At 64.1% G+C, this 20,484-nt stretch carries 12 protein-coding genes; 7 read left to right on the top strand and 5 right to left on the bottom strand.

Annotated features, from left to right (window positions below; translation table 11 throughout):
• Positions 1-82 precede the first annotated feature (82 nt).
• The gene (locus ATE71_RS09255; protein WP_201022939.1) at positions 83-745 is read left to right on the top strand and encodes an alpha/beta hydrolase; all 663 of its coding nucleotides are present in this window, start codon (positions 83-85) and stop codon (positions 743-745) included.
• A gap of 27 nt (positions 746-772) precedes the next feature.
• Here ATE71_RS09255 and ATE71_RS09260 read toward each other — a convergent pair whose 3' ends face one another.
• Entirely contained in the window at positions 773-1,327 is a 555-nt protein-coding gene (locus ATE71_RS09260) for a type 1 glutamine amidotransferase domain-containing protein (RefSeq protein WP_058803216.1), read from the bottom strand.
• Positions 1,328-1,902: 575 nt separating this feature from the next.
• Between ATE71_RS09260 and ATE71_RS09265 the strand changes: the two genes are divergently transcribed.
• The 3 genes from ATE71_RS09265 (at position 1,903) to ATE71_RS09275 (ending at position 9,714) form a co-directional block, all read left to right on the top strand.
• A complete protein-coding gene (locus ATE71_RS09265) occupies positions 1,903-6,522 on the top strand; it encodes an Ig-like domain-containing protein (protein ID WP_058803217.1) in 4,620 nt (1,539 codons plus the stop codon).
• 85 nt (positions 6,523-6,607) lie between these two features.
• Positions 6,608-8,350 (top strand): type I secretion system permease/ATPase, encoded by a 1,743-nt coding sequence (locus ATE71_RS09270; protein ID WP_058803218.1) that lies wholly within the window; start codon positions 6,608-6,610, stop codon positions 8,348-8,350.
• A complete protein-coding gene (locus ATE71_RS09275) occupies positions 8,347-9,714 on the top strand; it encodes an HlyD family type I secretion periplasmic adaptor subunit (RefSeq protein ID WP_058803219.1) in 1,368 nt (455 codons plus the stop codon). Before ATE71_RS09270 ends, ATE71_RS09275 begins: the two co-directional genes overlap by 4 nt.
• Before the next feature lie 240 nt (positions 9,715-9,954).
• Here ATE71_RS09275 and ATE71_RS09280 read toward each other — a convergent pair whose 3' ends face one another.
• A complete protein-coding gene (locus ATE71_RS09280) occupies positions 9,955-10,605 on the bottom strand; it encodes an NUDIX hydrolase (protein ID WP_058803220.1) in 651 nt (216 codons plus the stop codon).
• A 124-nt stretch (positions 10,606-10,729) separates the two neighbouring features.
• Here ATE71_RS09280 and ATE71_RS09285 point away from each other — a divergent pair, with 124 nt between their 5' ends.
• On the top strand, positions 10,730-11,794 hold the full coding sequence (locus tag ATE71_RS09285; protein WP_058803221.1) for a bifunctional nicotinamide-nucleotide adenylyltransferase/Nudix hydroxylase: 1,065 nt from the start codon (positions 10,730-10,732) through the stop codon (positions 11,792-11,794).
• Between the two features lie 52 nt (positions 11,795-11,846).
• Positions 11,847-13,232, top strand: a complete 1,386-nt coding sequence (locus ATE71_RS09290; RefSeq protein ID WP_058803222.1) for a nicotinate phosphoribosyltransferase — start codon at positions 11,847-11,849, stop codon at positions 13,230-13,232.
• A gap of 355 nt (positions 13,233-13,587) precedes the next feature.
• On the opposite strand, the gene ATE71_RS09295 is transcribed toward ATE71_RS09290, so the two are convergent.
• From ATE71_RS09295 to ATE71_RS09305, 3 genes are all read right to left on the bottom strand, one after another.
• Positions 13,588-13,767, bottom strand: coding sequence for a hypothetical protein (locus ATE71_RS09295; protein WP_152998718.1), 180 nt, complete (start codon positions 13,765-13,767; stop codon positions 13,588-13,590).
• 442 nt (positions 13,768-14,209) lie between these two features.
• The gene (locus ATE71_RS09300; protein ID WP_058803224.1) at positions 14,210-15,436 is read right to left on the bottom strand and encodes an NAD(P)/FAD-dependent oxidoreductase; all 1,227 of its coding nucleotides are present in this window, start codon (positions 15,434-15,436) and stop codon (positions 14,210-14,212) included.
• 27 nt (positions 15,437-15,463) lie between these two features.
• On the bottom strand, positions 15,464-17,614 hold the full coding sequence (locus ATE71_RS09305) for a catalase (protein ID WP_058803225.1): 2,151 nt from the start codon (positions 17,612-17,614) through the stop codon (positions 15,464-15,466).
• A 596-nt stretch (positions 17,615-18,210) separates the two neighbouring features.
• Between ATE71_RS09305 and ATE71_RS09310 the strand changes: the two genes are divergently transcribed.
• Positions 18,211-20,484 carry an FdhF/YdeP family oxidoreductase gene (locus ATE71_RS09310; RefSeq protein WP_058803265.1) on the top strand — a complete coding sequence of 758 codons (2,274 nt, stop codon included), beginning with the start codon at positions 18,211-18,213 and terminating at the stop codon, positions 20,482-20,484.

Here is a 20,484-nt window from a genome sequence, read left to right on the forward strand (position 1 = left end):
ATCCATTCCTATCTGATCGGCGGTATGAAAAGCTGCGCGGCGGGGAAATGCTCGGTCGCCGGCATCGGGAAAGATTGGCTCCTTGTCGAAAATCGTTAATGGCGCGAGCCTGCAGCCGCGCTCAGGCTCCGCGCCGGAAAAGATCGTGCTGCTGCTGCACGGGTTCGGCTCGAGCGGTTCGGACATGATCTCGCTAGCGCCGCAATGGCAGGATGCGCTTCCGAACGCGCTGTTCCTTGCGCCGCACGCCCCGCAACGCTGCGCGATGATGGGGGCCGGCTACCAATGGTGGGGATTATCTGGTTTCGCGCCCTCGGCCCTTGCTGCCGGATCGGCGTCGGCAGCGCCCGCAATCGATGCCTTCATCGACCGGAAGCTTGCACAATATGGCCTGACAGAGTCCGATCTCGCGCTCGTAGGCTTCAGCCAGGGCACGATGATGGCGCTCCAGGTCGGGCTCCGCCGACCGCGGCGCGTCGCGGCGATCGTCGGCTATTCCGGTATGGTCACGGGGACGGCCGATTTGGGGCATGAGGTCGCGGTAAAGCCGCCGGTGCTGCTCGTTCATGGCACCGCCGATCCCGTGGTGCCGGTCGCAGCGCTTCACATGACCGCGGCTCAGCTCAAGCGGATCGGGCTCGATGTGACGACCCATGTCTCCTACGGCGTGGCGCACAGCGTCGATCCCGTCGGCCTTAAGCTGGGACGCGATTTCATCGCGGGCGCATTCGCCGGCAAGGAATGAGGCGCTTCCTGACGGGAGCGCCGTCAGTCAGCTATTGGCTTCGACCGGCTCCAGGGCGGCGATGATGGCGTCGCAAAACGCCGGCAAATCGTCGGGACAGCGGCTCGTGATGACGTTGCCGTCGATCACCACCTTTTCGTCGACCACCTCGGCTCCGGCATTGGCGACATCGGTGCGAATCGACTTGTAGCTGGTCAGCCGCTTGCCCTTCGCCAGTCCGGCCTCGACGAGCAGCCAGGGAGCGTGACAGATTGCCGCAATAGGCTTTCCGGCGTCGGCGAAGTCGCGGATGAGTGCAACCGCCTGGTGCTCGACCCGCAGTAGGTCCGGGTTGATCTGGCCGCCGGGGAGCACGAGCGCATCATAGTCGCCGGCGCGCACGTCGCCGACGAGGATGTCGACTTCGACCTCGTCGCCCCAATCGTTTTCGTCCCAGCCCTTGATCTTCCCGGTTTCGATCGATGCGATATCGACATCGGCGCCGGCCTCCCGGAGCGTGTCGCGGGGAACTTCGAGCTCCGACTGCTCAAAACCGTTCGTCGCCATGATCAGGATGCGGCGTTTGGTCAGGGGGGTGCTCATAGATTGTCTCCTTCTGTCCTTGGACAATGCACGGGACGGGGAGATGTTGCGGCCCCGTCCTTGTATTTGGCGGTCGCTGCAAACTGAGCGCCGCGCGAAGGCGAAAAACGCAAATGCCGCGGCGCTTGTGTTAAGCTGATACAGCAAATTTCATCGCTATTCTAAACGGATCAGCGCTCGTGACGCTTCCGTCCAGTCAGACTCGCTGCCGCCTTGCCATTGGTGAAGTAGGACGGGCGAGGCCCATATGAAGAGCATCTTCGCGAAGCTCGGTGCGGCCGATCGAACGCATGCCGTGGCGATCGCCGCGAAGCGCGGCATAATCACAATCTAGCAACCGTTTTTGCGCTAATCTCTCTGAAAGCGACCGCCCGCAACCGGCTAGTGCAGTGCGTTTAGCGGCACAGTGCGGTGCCAATATCCCGGGACGGTCGTGCTGTGGCATGGCGATGCGCGTCGTGTGTGCTGGCGCATTGCCATTGCGCTGTCACATGCGCCGAATAGCCCCACCTCATTTGCGACCGATTCCATTCGCCTGAATGAGAGTCGAGGCCGCTTTTGCAAGGGGAACAGCCGTGGCGACCGCCGTTTTTATCAATGAAGTCCACTACGATAATGCCGGTGCGGACACCGGCGAAGCGATCGAGATCGCGGCGCCCGCCGGAACCGACCTGACCGGCTGGCGGGTCATTCTCTATAACGGCGCCAACGGGCAGGCCTATGCGGCGACGGGAGGCTCGGTCAACGGCATCGCTCTTTCGGGGATCGTTCCCGACCTCCAGAATGGCTTCGGGACCTTGTCCTTCGCGGCGCTCGGGCTCCAAAATGGCGCGCCCGACGGTTTCGCGCTGGTCGATCCGATGGGCAACGTCGTGCAATTCCTGTCGTATGAAGGAAGCTTCACCGCGACCAACGGCCCCGCCGCCGGGCTCACCAGCACCGACATCGACGTGTCGCAGTCGGGCAACGACGCGGCGGGTCTGACGCTGCAGCTGACGGGCACCGGCACGACCTATGAGGATTTCACCTGGTCGGCGCCGTCGGCAGGCACGGTCGGTGCCGTCAACGGCGGGCAGAGCTTCGGCGGCACGCCCGGGCCGCAGCCTGGCAGCCTGTCGATTGCCAATGCGTCGACCGGCGAAGGGAACAGCGGGACGCAGGACCTCGTCTTCACTGTCACCCGCAGCGGCGGCAGCGATGGCGCGGTTTCGGCAGACTGGACGATCAGCCTGGGCAGCGCCGATGGTGCCGACCTTGGCGCGGGTCAGCCGCTGAGCGGAACGGTCAGTTTCGCCGACGGCGCGACCACCGCGGAAATCCGCATCGCGGTGAGCGGTGACACGGATTTCGAACCCGACGAGACCTTCGCCATCGCGCTCACGAATCCGCAGGGCGGAGCGACGATCGGCACCGGCACCGCGACGGGTACCATCCTCAACGACGACGCCGCGCCGCCGACGCCGGCCGCCAATGTGTACATCAACGAAATCCATTATGACAACGCCGGCACCGACACGGGCGAGGCGATCGAGATCGCCGGTGTCGCGGGAACCGATCTCAGCGGCTATACGCTCGTCCTCTACAATGGGTCGAACACGCCGGGCGCGGCGCCGACCTACAGCACGGTAAACCTCAGCGGCGTGATCGACGACGAGGGGCAGGGCTATGGCGCCGTCGCGTTCAACTTTCCGGCAAATGGGTTACAGAATGGCGCATCCGACGGCGTCGCGCTGATCGCACCCGACGGCACCGTCATCCAGCTGCTTTCCTACGAAGGCACCTTCACCGCCGCAGCGGGCACGCCGGCGGCGGGCATGACCAGCACCGACATCGGGGTGCTCGAAGGCGGCAGCGATCCGATCGGTCAATCACTGCAACTGATCGGCAACGGCGCGTCGGCCGCCGATTTCGACTGGCAGGCGCCCGCGACGAGCAGCTTCGGCTCGCTCAACGCCGGGCAGGCGATCATCCCCGACGACGGTACCGGGCTGATCAGCGTCGGCGACGCCAGCGTCGTCGAGGGCAATGCGGGGACGAGCAACCTCATCTTCACCGTCACGCGCGCCGGCGGCCTCGGACAGGCCGCGAGCGTCGATTTCAGCATCAACCTTGACGGCAGTGCCGATGCCGCCGACTTCGGTCCCGACGCGGTCTTTTCGGGCACCCTGACGTTCGCGGTCGGCCAGAATTCGGCGACGGTGACGCTGCCGGTCCAGGGCGATATCGTCGGAGAGGTCAACGAGACGTTGTCGCTCGCGCTGAGCAACCCGGTGGGCAATATCGCCATTGCCGATGGCAGTGCCACGGGAACGATCTTGAACGACGATCCGATCACCTTGTCGATCGGGCAGATCCAGGGCGCCGGTCATCGGTCGGATTATGTCGGCCAGCCTGTCGCCACCACTGGCATCGTCACCGCCGTCGATACGAGCGGCTTCTACGTCCAGGATCCCACCGGCGACGGCGACAGCCGCACCTCGGACGCCATTTTCGTCTTCACCGGCGGCGCCCCCGCCGTCGCCGTCGGCGATGCGATCAATGTGTCGGGCACGGTGACGGAATATGTCGGCGGCGCCGGGGCGCTGTCGCTGACCGAAATCGTCAACCCGACCGTGACCGTGACGAGCAGCGGCAATGCACTGCCCGCCGCGCTGCTGATCGGCGCCGGCGGCATCCTGCCGCCGAGCCAAGCGATCGACGACGACGGCTTCGCGGTCTTCGACCCCGAAAACGACGGCATCGATTTCTGGGAATCGCTCGAAGGCATGCGCGTGACGATCGACAACCCGCTCGTGGTGTCGAATACCAGCGAATTCGGCGAGACCGACGTCGTCGCGTCGCTGGGACAAGGCGCGACCGGGGTCAACGACCGCGGCGGCATCACTATCTCGGCGGGCGACTTCAATCCCGAAAAGATCCAGATCGACGATGACAGCGGGGTCTTTGCGGGCTTCAATCCGGCTTACAGCATCGGCGACCAGCTGAGCAGTGTGACCGGCGTGGTCAACTATGCCTTCAACAACTACGAAGTCATCGTCACCGAAGCGGTTTCGGTGACGCAGGACGTGACGCTCGAGCGCGAGGTGACGGAACTCGCCGGCGATGCCAATTATCTGTCGATCGCGACCTATAACCTCGAAAATCTCGACGCGTCGGACATGAAGTTCGACATCCTCGCAAGTGACATCGTCTATAATCTCCGCGCGCCGGACATTATCGCGGTCCAGGAAATCCAGGATGCGGATGGGGCGGGGTCGGGCGGAGACCTGTCGGGCGCGGCGACCGCGCAGGGGCTGATCGACGCGATCTTCGCGGCGTCGGGCAAACAATATGTTTACGTCGAGGTCGCGCCCGATACGGCGGGTTCGACCGGCGGCGAGCCCGGCGGAAACATCCGCAACGGCTATCTCTACAATGTCGACCGCGTCTCCTATGTCGAGGGCAGCGCCGAGCTCATCACCGGCGCGGCCTTCAACGGCAGTCGCAAGCCGCTCGTCGCGCAATTCGCCTTTGCGGGCGAGATCGTCACCGCGATCAATGTCCACTTTACCTCGCGCGGCGGCAGCGACCCGCTGTGGGGTGATACGCAGCCGCCGGCCAACGCCGGCGAAGGCGCGCGCGAGGCGCAGGCGGCCGCGGTCAAGGCATGGGCCAATGACCATCTCGCCGACGACCCCGATCTCAATATCGCGGTGCTCGGCGACTGGAACGGCTTCTATTTCGAGGACGAGCAGACCCAGCTCACCGATCCGCTGCAGGGCGGGGTGTTCACCAACTTGAATTCGCTGCTGAACCCCGAGGAACGCTATTCCTATATGTTCGACGGCAATGCCCAGCAGCTCGACAATATCCTCGTCACCGGCGGACTGACGCTCGGCGCGAAATATGACGCCGTGCATATCAACGCGCAGTTCGGTGAAGCCGGCCGCGCGACCGATCATGACCCGCAGGTCGCGCTTCTGCTGCTCGGCCAGGCGCCGAGCGAACTCGTGCTCGACGATGCGACGATCGATGAAAATCTGGCGGCGGGCACAATCGTCGGCACGCTGAGCGCCGATGACAGTCCGAACGACACGCTGACCTTTTCGCTGGTCGACGATGCTGGCGGGCTGTTCGTGGTCGATCCCGCGACGGGGGCGATCCGCACGACCCAGCCGCTCGATTTCGAAGCGGCGGCGAGCTACGCGATCATCGCGCGCGCGACCGACACCGCCGGCCAGACGGTCGAGCGGAGCTTCGTCATCGGCGTGAACGACATTTTCGAGAATGGCGCCCCCACCGCGGCCAACGATGCCGTTGCCGTCAACGAAGACGCGACCAGCCCCAATTTGTGGACGCAGCTTCTCGCCAATGACAGCGATCCCGACGCCGGCCAGATCTTGTCGATCCAGTCGGTCGACACGACCGGCACGCTCGGCAGCCTGATCTTCGACGCGGACACGCAGACGTTGAAATATGTCGCCGACAATGATGCGTTCGATGCCCTCGCGCCCGGCGCGACCGCGACCGACAGCTTTACCTACACGGTGACCGACGGCAATGGCGCGACGAGCACCGCGACCGTCACGGTGACGGTGACCGGGACCGCCGATGGCGTCACGCGCTATGGCGGCCTGTTCGGCGACACGCTGAACGGTACGGGCGGCGAGGACAAGCTTTACGGGCTGACCGGAAACGACAAATTGTTCGGCCTGGGCGGTCACGACGTGCTCGGCGGCGGGTTCGGTCACGACCTGCTCGACGGCGGCGAAGGCAAGGATGCGCTGTTCGGCGGGCTCGGCAACGACAAGCTCTACGGCGGCGCCGGCGACGACGAACTGTTCGGCGGCCTTGGTAACGACGATCTCTATGGGGGCGCCGGGCGCGACCTGTTCCACTTCGGCCGCGCCGAGGGCCGCGACACGATCCACGACTTCGACCGCAACGAAGATTATATCGTGCTCGACGATGGCGTTCGCATCACCAAGAGCCAGACGAAGGACGTCAATCGCGACGGCGTTCAGGACCTCGTTCTCTCGCTTTCGCTCGGCACATCGGTCACCTTGCTCGGCGTACAGAGCGTCAACCAGGTCAATTTCGCGGCGCCGACCCATTATTCGGATCATCAGCCCGGCCTCGATGGCGTGCTCGACGGGTTTGGCGATTTCCTGTTCGGACTGGGCCTGTCCCGTTCGGAATCATCGTTCCTGCTTTGATGCCATTCGCTGATCCATTCCTGACCAGCCATCCGCGCCGTCCGGTCATCATGACCGGGCGGCAAGGCCGTTTCGGGGCAGCGGCATGAGCGCGGGCGCCGCGATACCGCAGAACGCGCTCGGCACCGCACTCGCCGCTTGCCGGCGCCATGTGGTCGCGGCCGCCGGGTTCAGCGCGCTCGTCAACATCCTCTACATCGTGCCGACGCTCTACATGCTCCAGGTCTATGACCGGGTGGTGCCGACGCGCGGTTTGCAGACGCTGTTTTTTCTGACGATCGTTTTACTACTCGCGCTTGCGACGCTGTCTTTGCTCGACCGGCTGCGCGCGCGGTTGCTGGTCCGCATGGGGGTACAGCTCGACCTGTCGCTTGCACCCGCAATCCTCGATGCCGCCATCGGCCGACCCGATCTGCCTGCCGCCCATCAGGCGCCGCGTGATTTCGACAGCCTGCGCGGTGCGTTGACCGGCGCGGCGATCCTCGCGTTGTTCGACGCTCCCTGGGTGCCGATCTACATCATCGTCTGCGCGCTCGTCCATCCGTACATCGGGCTGGTCGCTCTGCTCGGTTGCCTCGCGCTCCCGGCCATCGCCTGGGCGAACGAGCGCGCGACCCGTGACCGGCTGGACGAGGCGCACATCATTGCGAGCCAGTCATACGCGCATCAGGATGCGACGCTACACGCCGCGGAGGCGGTCCGCGCGCTCGGCATGCGCCGGGCGCTCGTCGCACGCCAACTTCGCCAGCGCCGCGCGATGCTCTCCGCGCAGACCGAAGCAAGCTTCGCCGCCGGCGGCTATCTGACCGCGACGAAGTTCGTCCGCCTCGCGCTGCAGTCGCTTGCCCTCGGGCTCGGCGCCTTGCTTGCGGCGGACAACATGATCTCGGTCGGGGCAATTTTTGCCGCTTCCTTTCTCATCGCGCGGGCGCTCGCGCCGATCGAGCAGCTGATCGGCAGCTGGAAGACCATCGGTCAGGCCCGGCAAAGCTACAGGAATCTAAATACGCTGCTGGCCGCACAGCCCATCGCGCACGACACGACCGAACTGCCCGCACCGAAAGGTGCACTGGCCATCGAAAACGCCACCATCCTCAACGAGGCGCGCGACGGGGCGATCGTCCAGGCGGTGAGCTTCGAGGCAGCAGCGGGCGAGGCGCTCGCGATTATCGGCCCGAGCGGTGCGGGCAAGTCGACGCTGGTTCGGCTGATCGCCGGCGCGATCCTCGCCGACCGTGGCACGGTGCGCATCGATCGCGCCGACATGGCCGACTGGAACCCCGAACGCCTCGCGCGCCATATCGGCTATCTGCCGCAGGAGGCGTCGCTTTTCGCAGGCACGATTGCGGAGAATATCGCGCGTTTCGAGCTCGAACTCGGGGTCGAACGCAGCGCCGTCGATGCCGCGGTGGTTGCGGCGGCGCAAAAGGTCGGGGCGCATGACCTGATCCTGTCGCTACCCGGCGGCTATGATCATGTCCTCAAGCTCGGTGGACGCGGGCTGTCGGCGGGCCAGGCGCAGCGGATCGCGCTGGCGCGTGCGGTCTATGGCGATCCTGCCGTGCTGATCCTCGACGAACCCAATGCGCATCTCGACGCCGAGGGCGATGCGTTTCTCGCCGTGGCGCTCGGACGGCTCAAGGCGGAAGGCAAGACAATCCTGATCGTTTCGCACAAGACCAGCATAATGCCTATCGTCGACCGCGTTCTGCTGATGCGCGCGGGCCGCCTTGAAATGATCGGGCCGCGCGACGCAGTGCTGGCGAAGCTCGCGCCGCCGCCGCAACCCCGGCGCGGGCAGGGCGGAAAAGTGGTGAGCCTGTCATGACCACGGCCGCCGTTCTCACCCACCCCCCCGTTTCGGCATCGACCGATTTGGCCCAAATTGCCGATCCCGGCCGGGAAATCCGGCGCGGCGGCATCATTGCCGGCATATTCTTCATTCTCTTCCTCGGCTGGGCCGCCTTCTTCCGGCTCGACGCCGCGGCCTATGCGCAGGGAGCGCTCGCCGTTTACGGACAGCGCCAGTCGGTTCAGCACCGCGACGGCGGCATCGTGTCGGCAATCCATGTTCGCGAAGGGGACCGTGTCCGCGCCGGGCAGATCCTCGTCGAGCTCGCGTCGCCCGAGGTGAAGGCGCAGGAGCGCGCGATGCAGGCGCAGGCCATTCGCCTGCTCGCCCAGCATGCGCGCCTTCAGGCCGAGCAGGATGGGCTGCGCCGCGTCGCGCCACCGCCCGAATTCGCCGACCTGGAGGATGAGGCAGATCGCGAGGCCGCCGGGCAGGCGCTGCGCCAGCAGCAGCGCGAGCTGACCGAACGGCTTGCCGTGCTCGCGGCCCAGCGCGGTTCGCTGGGCGAACGCGCGGTCCAGTCGGGAGCGCAGGGGCGGGGTTATGGCGAGCAGACGCGATCGGCCCGCGAGCAGATTCGGCTGGTCGACGAACAGATCGCCGCACTTGCACCGCTTGCCGAAAAGGGTTTCGTCTCGAAGACCCGGCTGCGCGATCTCGAACGCCAGCGCGCTGCGCTCGAGGGGGATCGTGGCCGCTCGGACGCGGGCATCGCGCAATCGGCGAGCGCGGCGAGCGAAAGCCGCATCCAGATACTGGAGGCCGAACGCAGCTTCCATGAACGCACCGCGGCCGATCTGCGCGACGTCGAGACGCGGCTCGGCGAGTTGATGCCGCAACTGCGCGCGGCGCGTGAGCAACTGGCGCGAACCCAGATCCGCTCGCCGGCTACCGGTACCGTGGTGGGGCTCACCGTCTTTACGCCGGGCGGAGTGATTGCGCCGGGTCAGAAATTGCTCGACATCGTGCCGCAGCGCGAGCCGCTGATCATCCAGGCGCGCATCGCGCCCGAGGACGCCGATGACCTCGTGACCGGCCAGCGCGCGATGATCAAATTCCCCGGTCTTCACGAACGGTCACTTCCCAATCTGGAAGGCGAGTTGACCCGCCTATCGGCCGACAGTTTTACCGACGAGAAATCGGGCCTGACCTATTTCACTGGCGACATTCGCGTCCCGCGCGACCAGATCGACAAAATCGCCAAGGTGCGTGGTCGAAACTTCGAGCTGCGTGCGGGAATGCCGGTCGAGATACTGATCCCGCTGCGAAAACGGACCGCGCTCGACTATGCGCTTGAACCCCTCGTCGGCAGCTTCTGGTCGTCGTTCCGAGAACACTGAGGGGATGGTATTCACATTTGCAACTCTCGCCGTGACGGCGGGGTCTGACCGTGCGGCGCGAGGGGCAAAGGTTGCCTCACGCGTGTTGCGCCGATAACCGCCTCGTCGTTGCATTCTTTGCCGAAAGCGTAGCGAACCTCGGCAGCCCGTAGTGCATCTCGACTACACCGAGAGGGTCGACAGTCGAACGGCGGCTTTGCCAGGCGCGCGCCGAAAAAGCTGCCAGTCCGCAATCGGCCACTAGGGTTTCGCGCGAAAGAGTTCGGCGGGTCGAAAAGCGCCGCCTTCCTCGCGCACGCCGGTACCTTCTATCCAGCCCCTGTCGAGCATCCGGCGACGAAATGCGGGCTTGTTGAGCTTTGTCCCGAGGATCGCTTCATGGACATCCTGCAAGGCTCGCAATGTGAACAAGGGCGAGAGGAGTGCAAGTGCGACCGGCGCGTAATCAAGCTTGCCGCGGAGGCGCGTCGCTGCGTGGTTGACGATCGCGGGGTGGTCGAATGCGAGATCGGGAAGCGCGTCGAACGGTGCCAGCATGAGGTCGTCGTGCCCCGCCAATGCCGGCGCCAGACTTTCGACCGGGACAAGCGCAAAATAGGCGATAGTTACGACGCGCATCCGGGGGTCTCGGTTCGGGTCCCCAAAGCTGTATAATTGTTCGAGCCAGCCGCCCGTCATCCTCGCCTTGTCGGCGAGGATGCGGTGCGCAGCCTCGTCAAGGCTTTCGGTCACGCCGACGAAACCGCCAGGTAGCGCCCATTTTCCCTTGTGCGGCTCCTCACTGCGGCGCTGCAGCAGGACCGACAGACGGCCACCCTGCACAGTCATCAACACAAGATCGACCGTCACCGCGAGGGGCGGGAAGGCCGCGGGGTCATAGGGTTCGGACATGTCATCAACTTATATATTGACTAGATATATGTCAAGTGCATATAAATATCTCAACGTCGCCGAATCGGCAGGCGGATCGCGCCGGGGAGCCCGGAGCGAAAGAGGATCGAGGGAGTCTCGAGCGATGAACAAGGCAGATTTCGGCGTCTTTATCGGACGCTTCCAGCCGCTGCATATTGGGCACGAGCATGTCATCCGGCAGGCCCTGGACCAGGTTGGACGGCTGATCGTCCTCGTGGGGTCGGCAAATGTCGCGCGCGATCCGCGCAACCCCTTCACCTTTGACGAACGTGCCGCGATGTTGCGCGCCGCGTTTCGCCACGAGATCGCCGAGGAGCGGCTGATCGTCGAACCGCTCGACGATCATCTCTATTCGGACACCGCCTGGGTGACCGAGGTGCAGCGGCGCGTGAATCGCATCATCCTCGACGTCGGCAACGGGCACGGCTTTGGCAGCCATGGGCTTGCCGACTTCCGGGTCGCGCTGACGGGTTATGGCAAGGATGCCTCTTCCTATTATCTCCGCCTGTTTCCCGAATGGGACAATATCCAGATCGACAGCCAGTACGGGACCTTCAGCTCGACTGACGTCCGGCGACGCTATTTTCAGCGCATCCCGGAAGTGCCCGCATCGATCCTGACGGCCGATGTCGCAGCGTGGCTTGAGTCTTTCAAGCTGGGTGAGAGGTTCCGCACGCTGCTAGAGGAAAGCGAATATCTCGCCGACTATCCGAAACAGTGGGGCAAGGGGCCGTTCGTCACCGCCGACGCAGTGGTGGTGCAGTCCGGCCACATCCTGCTCGTCGAGCGCGGGCGCCTTCCCGGCAAGGGGCTGCTGGCGCTGCCCGGCGGTTTCGTCGATTCGGGCGAGCGGATCCGCGACGCCGCAATCCGCGAACTCCGCGAGGAGACGGGGATCAGCGACGGCAAAGGACAGATACCGCCCGCAATGCTCGGCAGCTTTATAGAGGACCATCGCACGCGCGTGTTCGATGCGCCGAACCGCAGCTTGCGGGGACGGGTGATTACCCACGCCTATCTGTTCAGGCTGCCTGAACGGCGCAAGCTGTTCGTCGTCAAGGGCGGTGACGATGCCGCGCATGCGCGCTGGTATCGCCTTGGCGATCTGAGCCCCGAGATGTTCTTCGAAGACCATTGGTCGATCATCGAAGAGATGGCCGACCTGTAATCCCTAGGCGGGGGAGTCCCGCCGAAACGACCGAATGTGAGGAGTTCACATCATGAAAAACCTGATCCTGGCGACCGACAGCTACAAGCAGAGCCACTTTCTGCAATATCCGCCCGAGGCGCGCATAATCAGCGCCTATGTCGAGGCGCGGCCAAATCCCTTTTCTGACGACATCGTCTTCCTCGGACTGCAGCCGTTGCTGGTCGACTATTTCAGCCAGCCGATTACAGCGGCGGATATCGACGAGGCCGAGGCGATCTGCCTTGCGCATGGCGTGCCGTTCAACCGCACGGGGTGGGAGGCGATCGTCGCCGACCATGGCGGCTATCTGCCGCTCGAGATCAAGGCGCTGCCCGAAGGAACGATCGTTCCTGCCGGGGTGCCGATGGTCCAGCTCGAAAACACCGATCCGCGCATGCCGTGGCTCACGACCTTCATCGAAACCGCGATGCTGCGCGCGATTTGGTATCCGACGACGGTCGCGACGCTGAGCTGGAAGTGCAAGCAGGTGATCCGTGCCGGTCTGGAAAAGACGTCCGACGATGTGGCGGGGCAATTGCCCTTCAAGCTGCACGACTTCGGCGCGCGTGGTGTGTCTTCCGCCGAGAGCGCAGGGCTGGGCGGGCTCGCGCACCTGGTCAATTTCCAGGGCACCGATACGATGGAGGCGCTGGTCGCAGCGCGGCGTTATTATGGCGCTGACATGGCGGGCTTTTCCATCCCCGCCGCCGAACATAGCACGATGACGAGCTGGGGCCGCGAGCGCGAGGAAGACGCCTATCGCAACATGCTCGACCGTTTCGAGGGCGAAGGGCGGGTCGTCGCGGTCGTCTCTGACAGCTACGACCTCGACGCCGCGGTCGCCGACATCTGGGGCGGCAGCCTGCGTGAAAAAGTGCTGGGGCGGCAGGGCACGCTCGTCGTGCGCCCCGACAGCGGCGATCCGATCGAAACCCCGTTACGCACGGTGAAGACGCTATGGGAGAAGTTGGGCGGAGCCGTGAATAGCAAGGGCTACCGCGTGCTCGACCCGCATATCCGCGTCATACAGGGCGACGGGATGACGGTCGACAGCATCGGCCGGCTGGTGGCGCGGATGATCGAAGAGGGCTTCGCGATCGACAATATCGCCTTCGGCATGGGCGGCGGAATGCTGCAGCACGTCAATCGCGACACGCTTCGCTTCGCTATGAAGGCAAATGCGATGCTGGGTAGCGAGGGCGTATGGCATGATGTGTTCAAAATGCCGAGCACCGATCCGGGCAAGGCGAGCAAGGCCGGACGGCAGGCGGTCGTGATGAAGGGCGGCCGGATGGCGGCGGCAAGGCTCGACAGTATCGCGCCGGGCGCGGACCTGCTGGTGCCGGTGTGGCGCAACGGCGAACTGCTCGTACGTCACGACTTCGACACGGTGCGGGCGCGGTCCGAGGGTCGATAACGGCGCGGCGAACGTTTATTGAATGTCGGCTTTCAGAATCTTGGTCCTGGAAGCTGACTATCCGCAATCAGCCAGCGGCCGTCGGTGTACAGAAGGACCTAAGGTGAAGAAACCAAATCTGTTCTTCGACCGTGCTGTCCGAACGGTCGCCCAATCGTTCGTCTGTTGGGTCATAACACGAGCGGCACCGCGACAGACTGTGACGATATAGGGCCGTTCACAATCTGCGGCTTCGAAGCGCGCACGGGGCATTGAGGTCCGTGCCCTGATCCGCAACCCGCGCTGATTGGATGCATAAAGGGCCCCCCGAAGCGGGCCCTCGTTCACCGCTAGTCGCGGCCCGCCCTTACCGGGCTCAGTTTTCGGTGCCGGGCTTGCTCGTCTTCGGCGCCTTGCCGTCTTCGATGCGCCCTTCGTTGCGAAGGTCGCGGCCTTCCTGCGCCTTGCGCTGGCTTTCTGCCGACTTGCCATTCTCGAAGGCTTCTTCCTTCACATAACCGGCGGCTTCCTTGATCTTGCCTTCGACGCTCATCATGACCTCCATCTTTGACATTGGTACCGAATCTACGTCCGAACCTCGAAGAAGTTGCGACAATTTAAACAATAATAGCTATTTTTCAATGGCTTAAATAAGGATAATGCAGACGGGCCGCGCCTCTGGCGCAGCCCGTCCAGCGAAACCCGCTGGGGACGCAAGTCCTTAGTTCTGCTGGTTCACGTCGCCCTGGTCGGCGCGATCTTGGCGGTCTTGGCCGAGCTCACGGTCCTTGTCGCTCTGCTGCTGCTGCTGGCCTTGGTTGTCCTGATTGTTCTGAGCCATGGGAAATATCCTTTCGAATATATGCCCCGGGGGGCATGGAAAAGACGGCCGGCCACGTCGCTTGTTCCGGTTCGATGCGACGGACGGAGGGCGTGGGCGAAGAAATGCGACGAGCAGAAGATGTTTCTAAACATAGGTTTAGATGGCGCGCCGGTCTTCAGAATTTGCGATGGAAACTGACGAGGGCGGCATCGGCGTCGCCGGTGCCCATGATCGCCCCGCGCAGCATTTGCGCCGCCATCATCGCGAAGGTAATGCCATTGCCGCCATAGCCCATCGCGGCGTAACAGTTCGGCATTCGCGGGATGCGGCCTACCGTCGGGCTGCCGACCTGGCTCGTGCCGAAGCTCCCCGCCCAGGCAAAGGCGGGCTCGGCGTCGATATCGGGAAGAAGCGCGGCGAGCTTGCGCGAGAGGGCTTCGGTTTTCGCGGCAAGCTTTGCATCGCGCTTCGCGGCATCGGCGATCGCCTCATCCTCGCCGCCGCAGATGATCTCGCCCTTTGGAGTCGTGCGAATATAAAGGTAGGGATCGGCCGCTTCCCAGATCATGGCCGCGGTCGGCCAGATCGCGCGCGGTTGCGGACGTGTCGCGATCGACCAGCTGGAAGTAATCCTGTTGCCTTTCCGCGGGATGCCTTTCAATATCTCGTAGCCGGTCGCGAAAACGATATGACGGGCGCGCAGGATGGGGCCGGTTTCCGATCGCAGCGTCACGCCGCGTTCGTGCGGTTCGACGCCGACGATTTCGACTGGGGTGAACAGCTTCGCCCCGCGGGCGATGGCAGCGTTTAGATAGCCTGCCGCCATTCGGCGCGGGTCGGCGCTGTAATTGCCGAAGCCGATGATCGCATGGCGCCGCCTGATCCCATAGCGCGCCTCGACCTCCGCCGGTCCGATCAGTTCGACCTCGAACCCGGCACGGCGCCGCGCATCGGCCTCGCGCGCAAGGCCTTCGGCATCGAGAATATTGCCGTCGAGATAGATCGAGCCGCGCGTGGCGGCATCCGCATCAATGTCGAGCCGCTCGGTCCGCTCGCGCAGCGCGTCGACGGCTTGGCGCGAGCGCCGCCAGATGCGCTCGGCCTTTTCGCGCCCGATGCGTTTCGCCATCAGGTGCAGCGGCGTGTCGAGCTCATATTGCAGCATCGCCGTTGACGCCGCAGTCGAGCCTTCGATAGCGCCCCGGCGATCGACGATCGCGACGTCGAGACCAGCGTCCGTCAGCGTTTCGGCGATCAGCGCGCCGCTGATCCCGGCGCCGATCACGACGACATCGGTTTTGACGTCGCGCACGAGCGCGTGGGTCGCGATCGGCGGGCGCCGGTGCGCCGACCAGATCGGCTTGCCCGTCCGGAGGTCGCGTTTCCGGGTGAGCGAGCTCATGGCTGATTGGCGGTCATGCGCGAGCGATCATGCGAGGTCGCGAACCTTCGGCTCGCGGTCCCAATGGCGCTGCGTACCGACTTTCGCGAAATCGGCGAGCGTGACGACACCATCGTCGGGCTCGACGCCGGCCTTGTCGAGCAGCGGCTGGCTTCCCGCGTCATGCGCGATCGTCTTGCAATGACCGAAAGCGTCCATGAACCATTGCACCGCGGCGCCCTCGCGGCAGAGCTTGGTGGCTGCGGCTTCGGTGAGTATTGAGGCGATCGCGTCGAACAGCACCGACGGCGATCCGGCGAGCTGTCCGTCCGCCTTCAGCGTGCCGTCGCTGACCGGGATGCCGCCGACCTTCGGCGCGACGAGGAAGGCGCTGCCGCCGGCCTTCTCGATCTGCTTCTTGAGCTTGTCGATCGCGGCCTTGTCGGATCCTTCGGCGAAGAGGATCGCGACGGTGCGGCCCTTGATGTCGGGGCGCGCGCCTTTCTGGATCGAGAGCGCATCGGATGGCGCCATATCGACGGGCACCTTCGCCGGCTTGATTTTGGCGGGTAGGTCGATCGCAAGGCCCTTGGCGACGCGCTTCGCGAGATCCTCGTCGACATTGCGAAGCTGGCCGACGACGCGGGCGCGGACATGGTCAAGGGTGACCTTCGACAGCTCGAACACCAGCGCCGAGGCGATATGCGCCTGCTCGTTCGCGGTCTGCGATCGGAAGAAAAGCCGGGCCTGGCTGAAATGATCGGCGAAGAGCTCGGCGCGGATGCGGAGTTTCTGGCCGCCATCATTGCGCTCGTCGTTGGCCGGAAAGCTGGTGAAGCCGGTGTCGGGGCAGGAGCGCGGACCCGCATCCTCGCCGACCTCGGCAAGGCTGTTCGGTTCGTAATTGGCGCGGCCCTTCGGAACGAGTGTCTGCATCAGCCCGTCGCGCTGGAAATTGTGGAACGGGCATTTGGGCGCGTTGATCGGAATCTGGTGGAAGTTGGTCGTACCGAGCCGCGACTTCTGGGTGTCGAGATAGGAAAAGAGCCGCCCCTGCAGCAGCGGGTCGTTGCTGAAGTCGATGCCCGGGATGACGTTCGAGGGCAGGAAGGCGACCTGCTCGGTTTCGGCGAAGAAATTGTCGGGATTGCGGTTGAGCGTCATCCGGCCAACGATCTCGACCGGCACATCCTCCTCGGGAATCAGCTTGGTCGCGTCGAGCACATCATAGGGCTGCTTCGCGGCGAAGGCCTCGTCGAAGACCTGCACCCCGAGATCCCATTGCGGGAAGTCGCCGGCGTCGATCGCCTCGAAGAGGTCGCGGCGCTGATAATCGGGATCGGCGCCTGCGATCTTGACCGCTTCGTCCCACACCGTCGATTGCAGTCCGAGCACCGGCTTCCAGTGGAACTTCACGAACTTCGATTTGCCCTTCGCATTGACGAAGCGGAAGGTGTGAACTCCGAAGCCCTCGATCGTGCGGAAGCTGCGCGGGATCGCGCGGTCGGACATGGCCCACATGATCATGTGGAAGCTCTCGGGCATCAGTCCGATGAAATCCCAGAAAGTGTCGTGCGCGCTCGCCGCCTGCGGATAGCCGCGGTCGGCCTCCATCTTCACGCTATGGACGAGGTCGGGGAATTTCATCGCGTCCTGAATGAAGAACACCGGGATATTGTTGCCGACAAGATCCCAGTTTCCCGCCTCGGTATAGAGCTTGACCGCGAAGCCGCGAACATCGCGCGGTGTGTCGACCGAACCCGCGCCCCCGGCGACGGTCGAGAAGCGGACGAACACCGGGCAGGTCTTGCCGACCTCTTGAAAAATGTCGGCCTTGGTGAGGTCTGGAATGGCGCGGGTGCATTCGAAGACACCGTGCGCGCCAGAGCCGCGGGCGTGGACGATGCGCTCGGGGATGCGCTCATGGTCGAAATGGAAGATTTTTTCGCGGAGGACGAAATCCTCAAGCAAGGTCGGGCCGCGCTCGCCCGCTTTGAGGCTATTCTGGTTGTCGGCGATGCGGTGACCGAAATTGTCGGTAAGATGCGCGCGGCCGTTTCGTTCGTCGTCGTCGGCGATGTGCTGATGAAGCTCGCCGGCATTGCCCTTGTCGGCGGCAAGGGGAGTCTGGCCGCTTCCGGGCTGGTGGGCTTCGAGGCTGTTATCGGTTGCGGGCGAAGGCAGCGGCTTTTTCGGCATGGGGTCGGCTCCTTGGCTGATTGCTTGCCAAGCCAACGCGGGCCGTGCCGTCGAGTTTCATCCCGCAACAAATACGCAATTTCCTCGCTAACTTAAATTAAGTCCGGCCGTTGTTCTTCGTCCATTCGGGCCATTTCCGAACCTTAGCTATCTCAAATTGACCTTTAGGAGCGGCCGACCTGCAATCGGCCATTTCGGCGAATGATTTCCATAAGCCATTCGCGCGCCCGCGCGAGGCAAGGCACGGTACGAACCGCAGCGGGCGCACGCCCTGGAAAAGGACCGATCATGCTTTGACGGGCCGAGGGTCGAGGGCGTCGTCGATCCCCGGAAAACATGATCTCTGCGTTGGGACCTTGGTCGGCGACGGTCGAGAGGAGGCGGCTCACCGCATAATGTTCTGACACGCCCCGACGGCCGCTTTCGGGCAGCTCTTCCGCTAAGGGCAATGACGTAAAGGAGACGCAATTCGGACATTAGCGATCCAGAGAGACCGAATTTTCCGAATGATTTGAGTGCCCGTCATATTATACCGCGCGCGCCAACTCCAAAGAGCGATGGATATGCCGGGGCGGCTATGCTTTATTCAGCCCGCGATGGCTGAGCAGACTCCCCGGTACAAGACCTATGACAGCCCGGCCGGTGGTTGGGGCGCGGCGGCTGCGACCGCAAAGGTGCTGATCGAGCAGAGCGTCGTCGGTAAGGGCTCGCGCGCGCTCCTGTCGATGAACCAGCCCGGCGGCTTCAAATGCCCGAGCTGCGCCTTTCCAGACGCGGCCTGCACCAAAAAGCTCGAATTCTGCGAAAATGGCGCGAAGGCGCTCGCGCACGAAGCGACAAAATTCCGCGTGACGCGCGATTTTTTTGCGGCGCATAGCGTCACCGAGTTGATGGAGCAGTCGGATTACTGGCTCGAAATGCAGGGCCGGCTGACCGAGCCAATGCGCTACGACGCCGCGACCGATCATTATGTGTCGGTGAGTTGGGACGACGCGTTCGCGCTGATCGGCCGGCACCTTCGCGCGCTCGAAAGCCCGGACCAGGCCGAATTCTACACCTCGGGACGCACCGCCAACGAGACGGCGTTCCTCTATTCGATCTTCGTCCGCGAGTTCGGCACCAACAATTTCCCCGACTGTTCGAACATGTGCCACGAACCGACGAGCCGTGGACTGCCGCACTCGATCGGCGTCGGCAAGGGCACGGTGATCCTCGAGGATTTCGACCATGCCGAGGCAATCTTCCTGATCGGCCATAACGCCGGAACCAACGCGCCGCGCATGATGACCCCGCTCGTCGAGGCGCGGAAGCGCGGCATCCCGATCGTCGCGGTCAACCCGATGCCCGAACGCGCGCTGATCAAATTCACCGAGCCGCAGGACATCGTCCAGATGGCGACCTTCGGGTCGAGCGCGATCACGAGCGAGTTTGTGCACATCCGGATCGGCGGTGACCTCGCGCTTTTGAAGGGCATGATGAAGGTGCTGTTCGAGCGCGAGGCCGCGGGCGAGACCGTGCTCGACCATGGCTTCATCGCCGAACATACGTCGGGTTTCGACGCTTTGCGCGCCGATATCGAGGCACAGGCGTGGCCCGACCTCGTCGAGGCGGCGGGAATCGACGAGGCGCAGATCCGACGCTGCGCCGAAATCTACATCCGCTCGAACGCGACGCTCATCTGTTACGGCATGGGCGTGACGCAGCATCAGCGGGGGTCAGAGCTCGTCCAGCAGATCGCGAACCTGCTGCTGCTCAAGGGCAATTTCGGCAAGCCCGGCGCGGGCATTTCGCCGATCCGCGGCCATTCGAACGTGCAGGGCGACCGCACCGTCGGCATCGATGAAAAGCCCAGCCAGGCCTATCTCGACCGGGTGCGCGACGTCTTCGGTTTCGAACCGCCGCGCGCACACGGCCATCATGCCGTCGAGTCGGTCGAGGCGATGCTGGCGGGCACGGCCAAGGTCTTCATCGGGCTAGGCGGCAATTTCGTCCGCGCGGTGCCCGACACCGAGCGTTCGTATGACGCGATGCGCAAGCTCGACCTGACCGTCGGCATTGCGACCAAGCTCAACCGCGGGCACCTCGTCCACGGCAGGGACGCGCTGATCCTGCCCGTTGTTGCGCGCTCCGAACGCATCGAAACCGCGAAGGGCGAGCAATTCGTGACGATCGAGGATTCGATGTCGAACGTCACCGCCTCGCGCGGCGTGCTCGACCCCGCGAGCGAGCATCTGCTGACCGAGACCGAGATCGTCTGCCGCATCGCGATGGCGACACTGCCGGAGAGCAAGGTCGATTGGGCGAGCTATATCGACGATTATGACTTGATCCGCGACAAGATCGCGCAAGTTTATCCGGCGCTCTACGAAGGCTTTGCTGCGCGCATCCAGGCGCCGATGGGTTTCCATCTCGACATCCCGCCGCGCCGCCGCGTCTGGGCGACGCCGAACGGCAAGGCCAATTTCCTCGTCCTGCCGGGGCTCGCGGTCAATGCGCCGGTCTACGATCCCGCGATGCTGCGCCTCGCCACGGTGCGATCGCACGACCAGTTCAACACGACGATCTACAGCTATAACGACCGCTATCGCGGCGTGTATAACGACCGGATGATCCTGTTCATGAACGCCGACGATATCGCGGCGCGCGGGCTGGAGGCGGGCGCGAAGGTCGCGCTCGAAACGATCGGCACCGATGGCGTCGCGCGCCGCGTCGACGGGCTCACGATCATCGACTATCCGATGTCGCGCGGCTCGGTTGCGGGCTATTATCCCGAACTCAATCCGCTGATGCCCTTGGGTTTTTACGACAAGACCAGCGGCTGCCCGGCGGCGAAGTCGATCCCGGTGCGCATCGTCGGGGCGGCGGACTGA

This window comes from Sphingopyxis sp. H115 (assembly GCF_001468465.1).
Classification (GTDB): domain Bacteria; phylum Pseudomonadota; class Alphaproteobacteria; order Sphingomonadales; family Sphingomonadaceae; genus Sphingopyxis.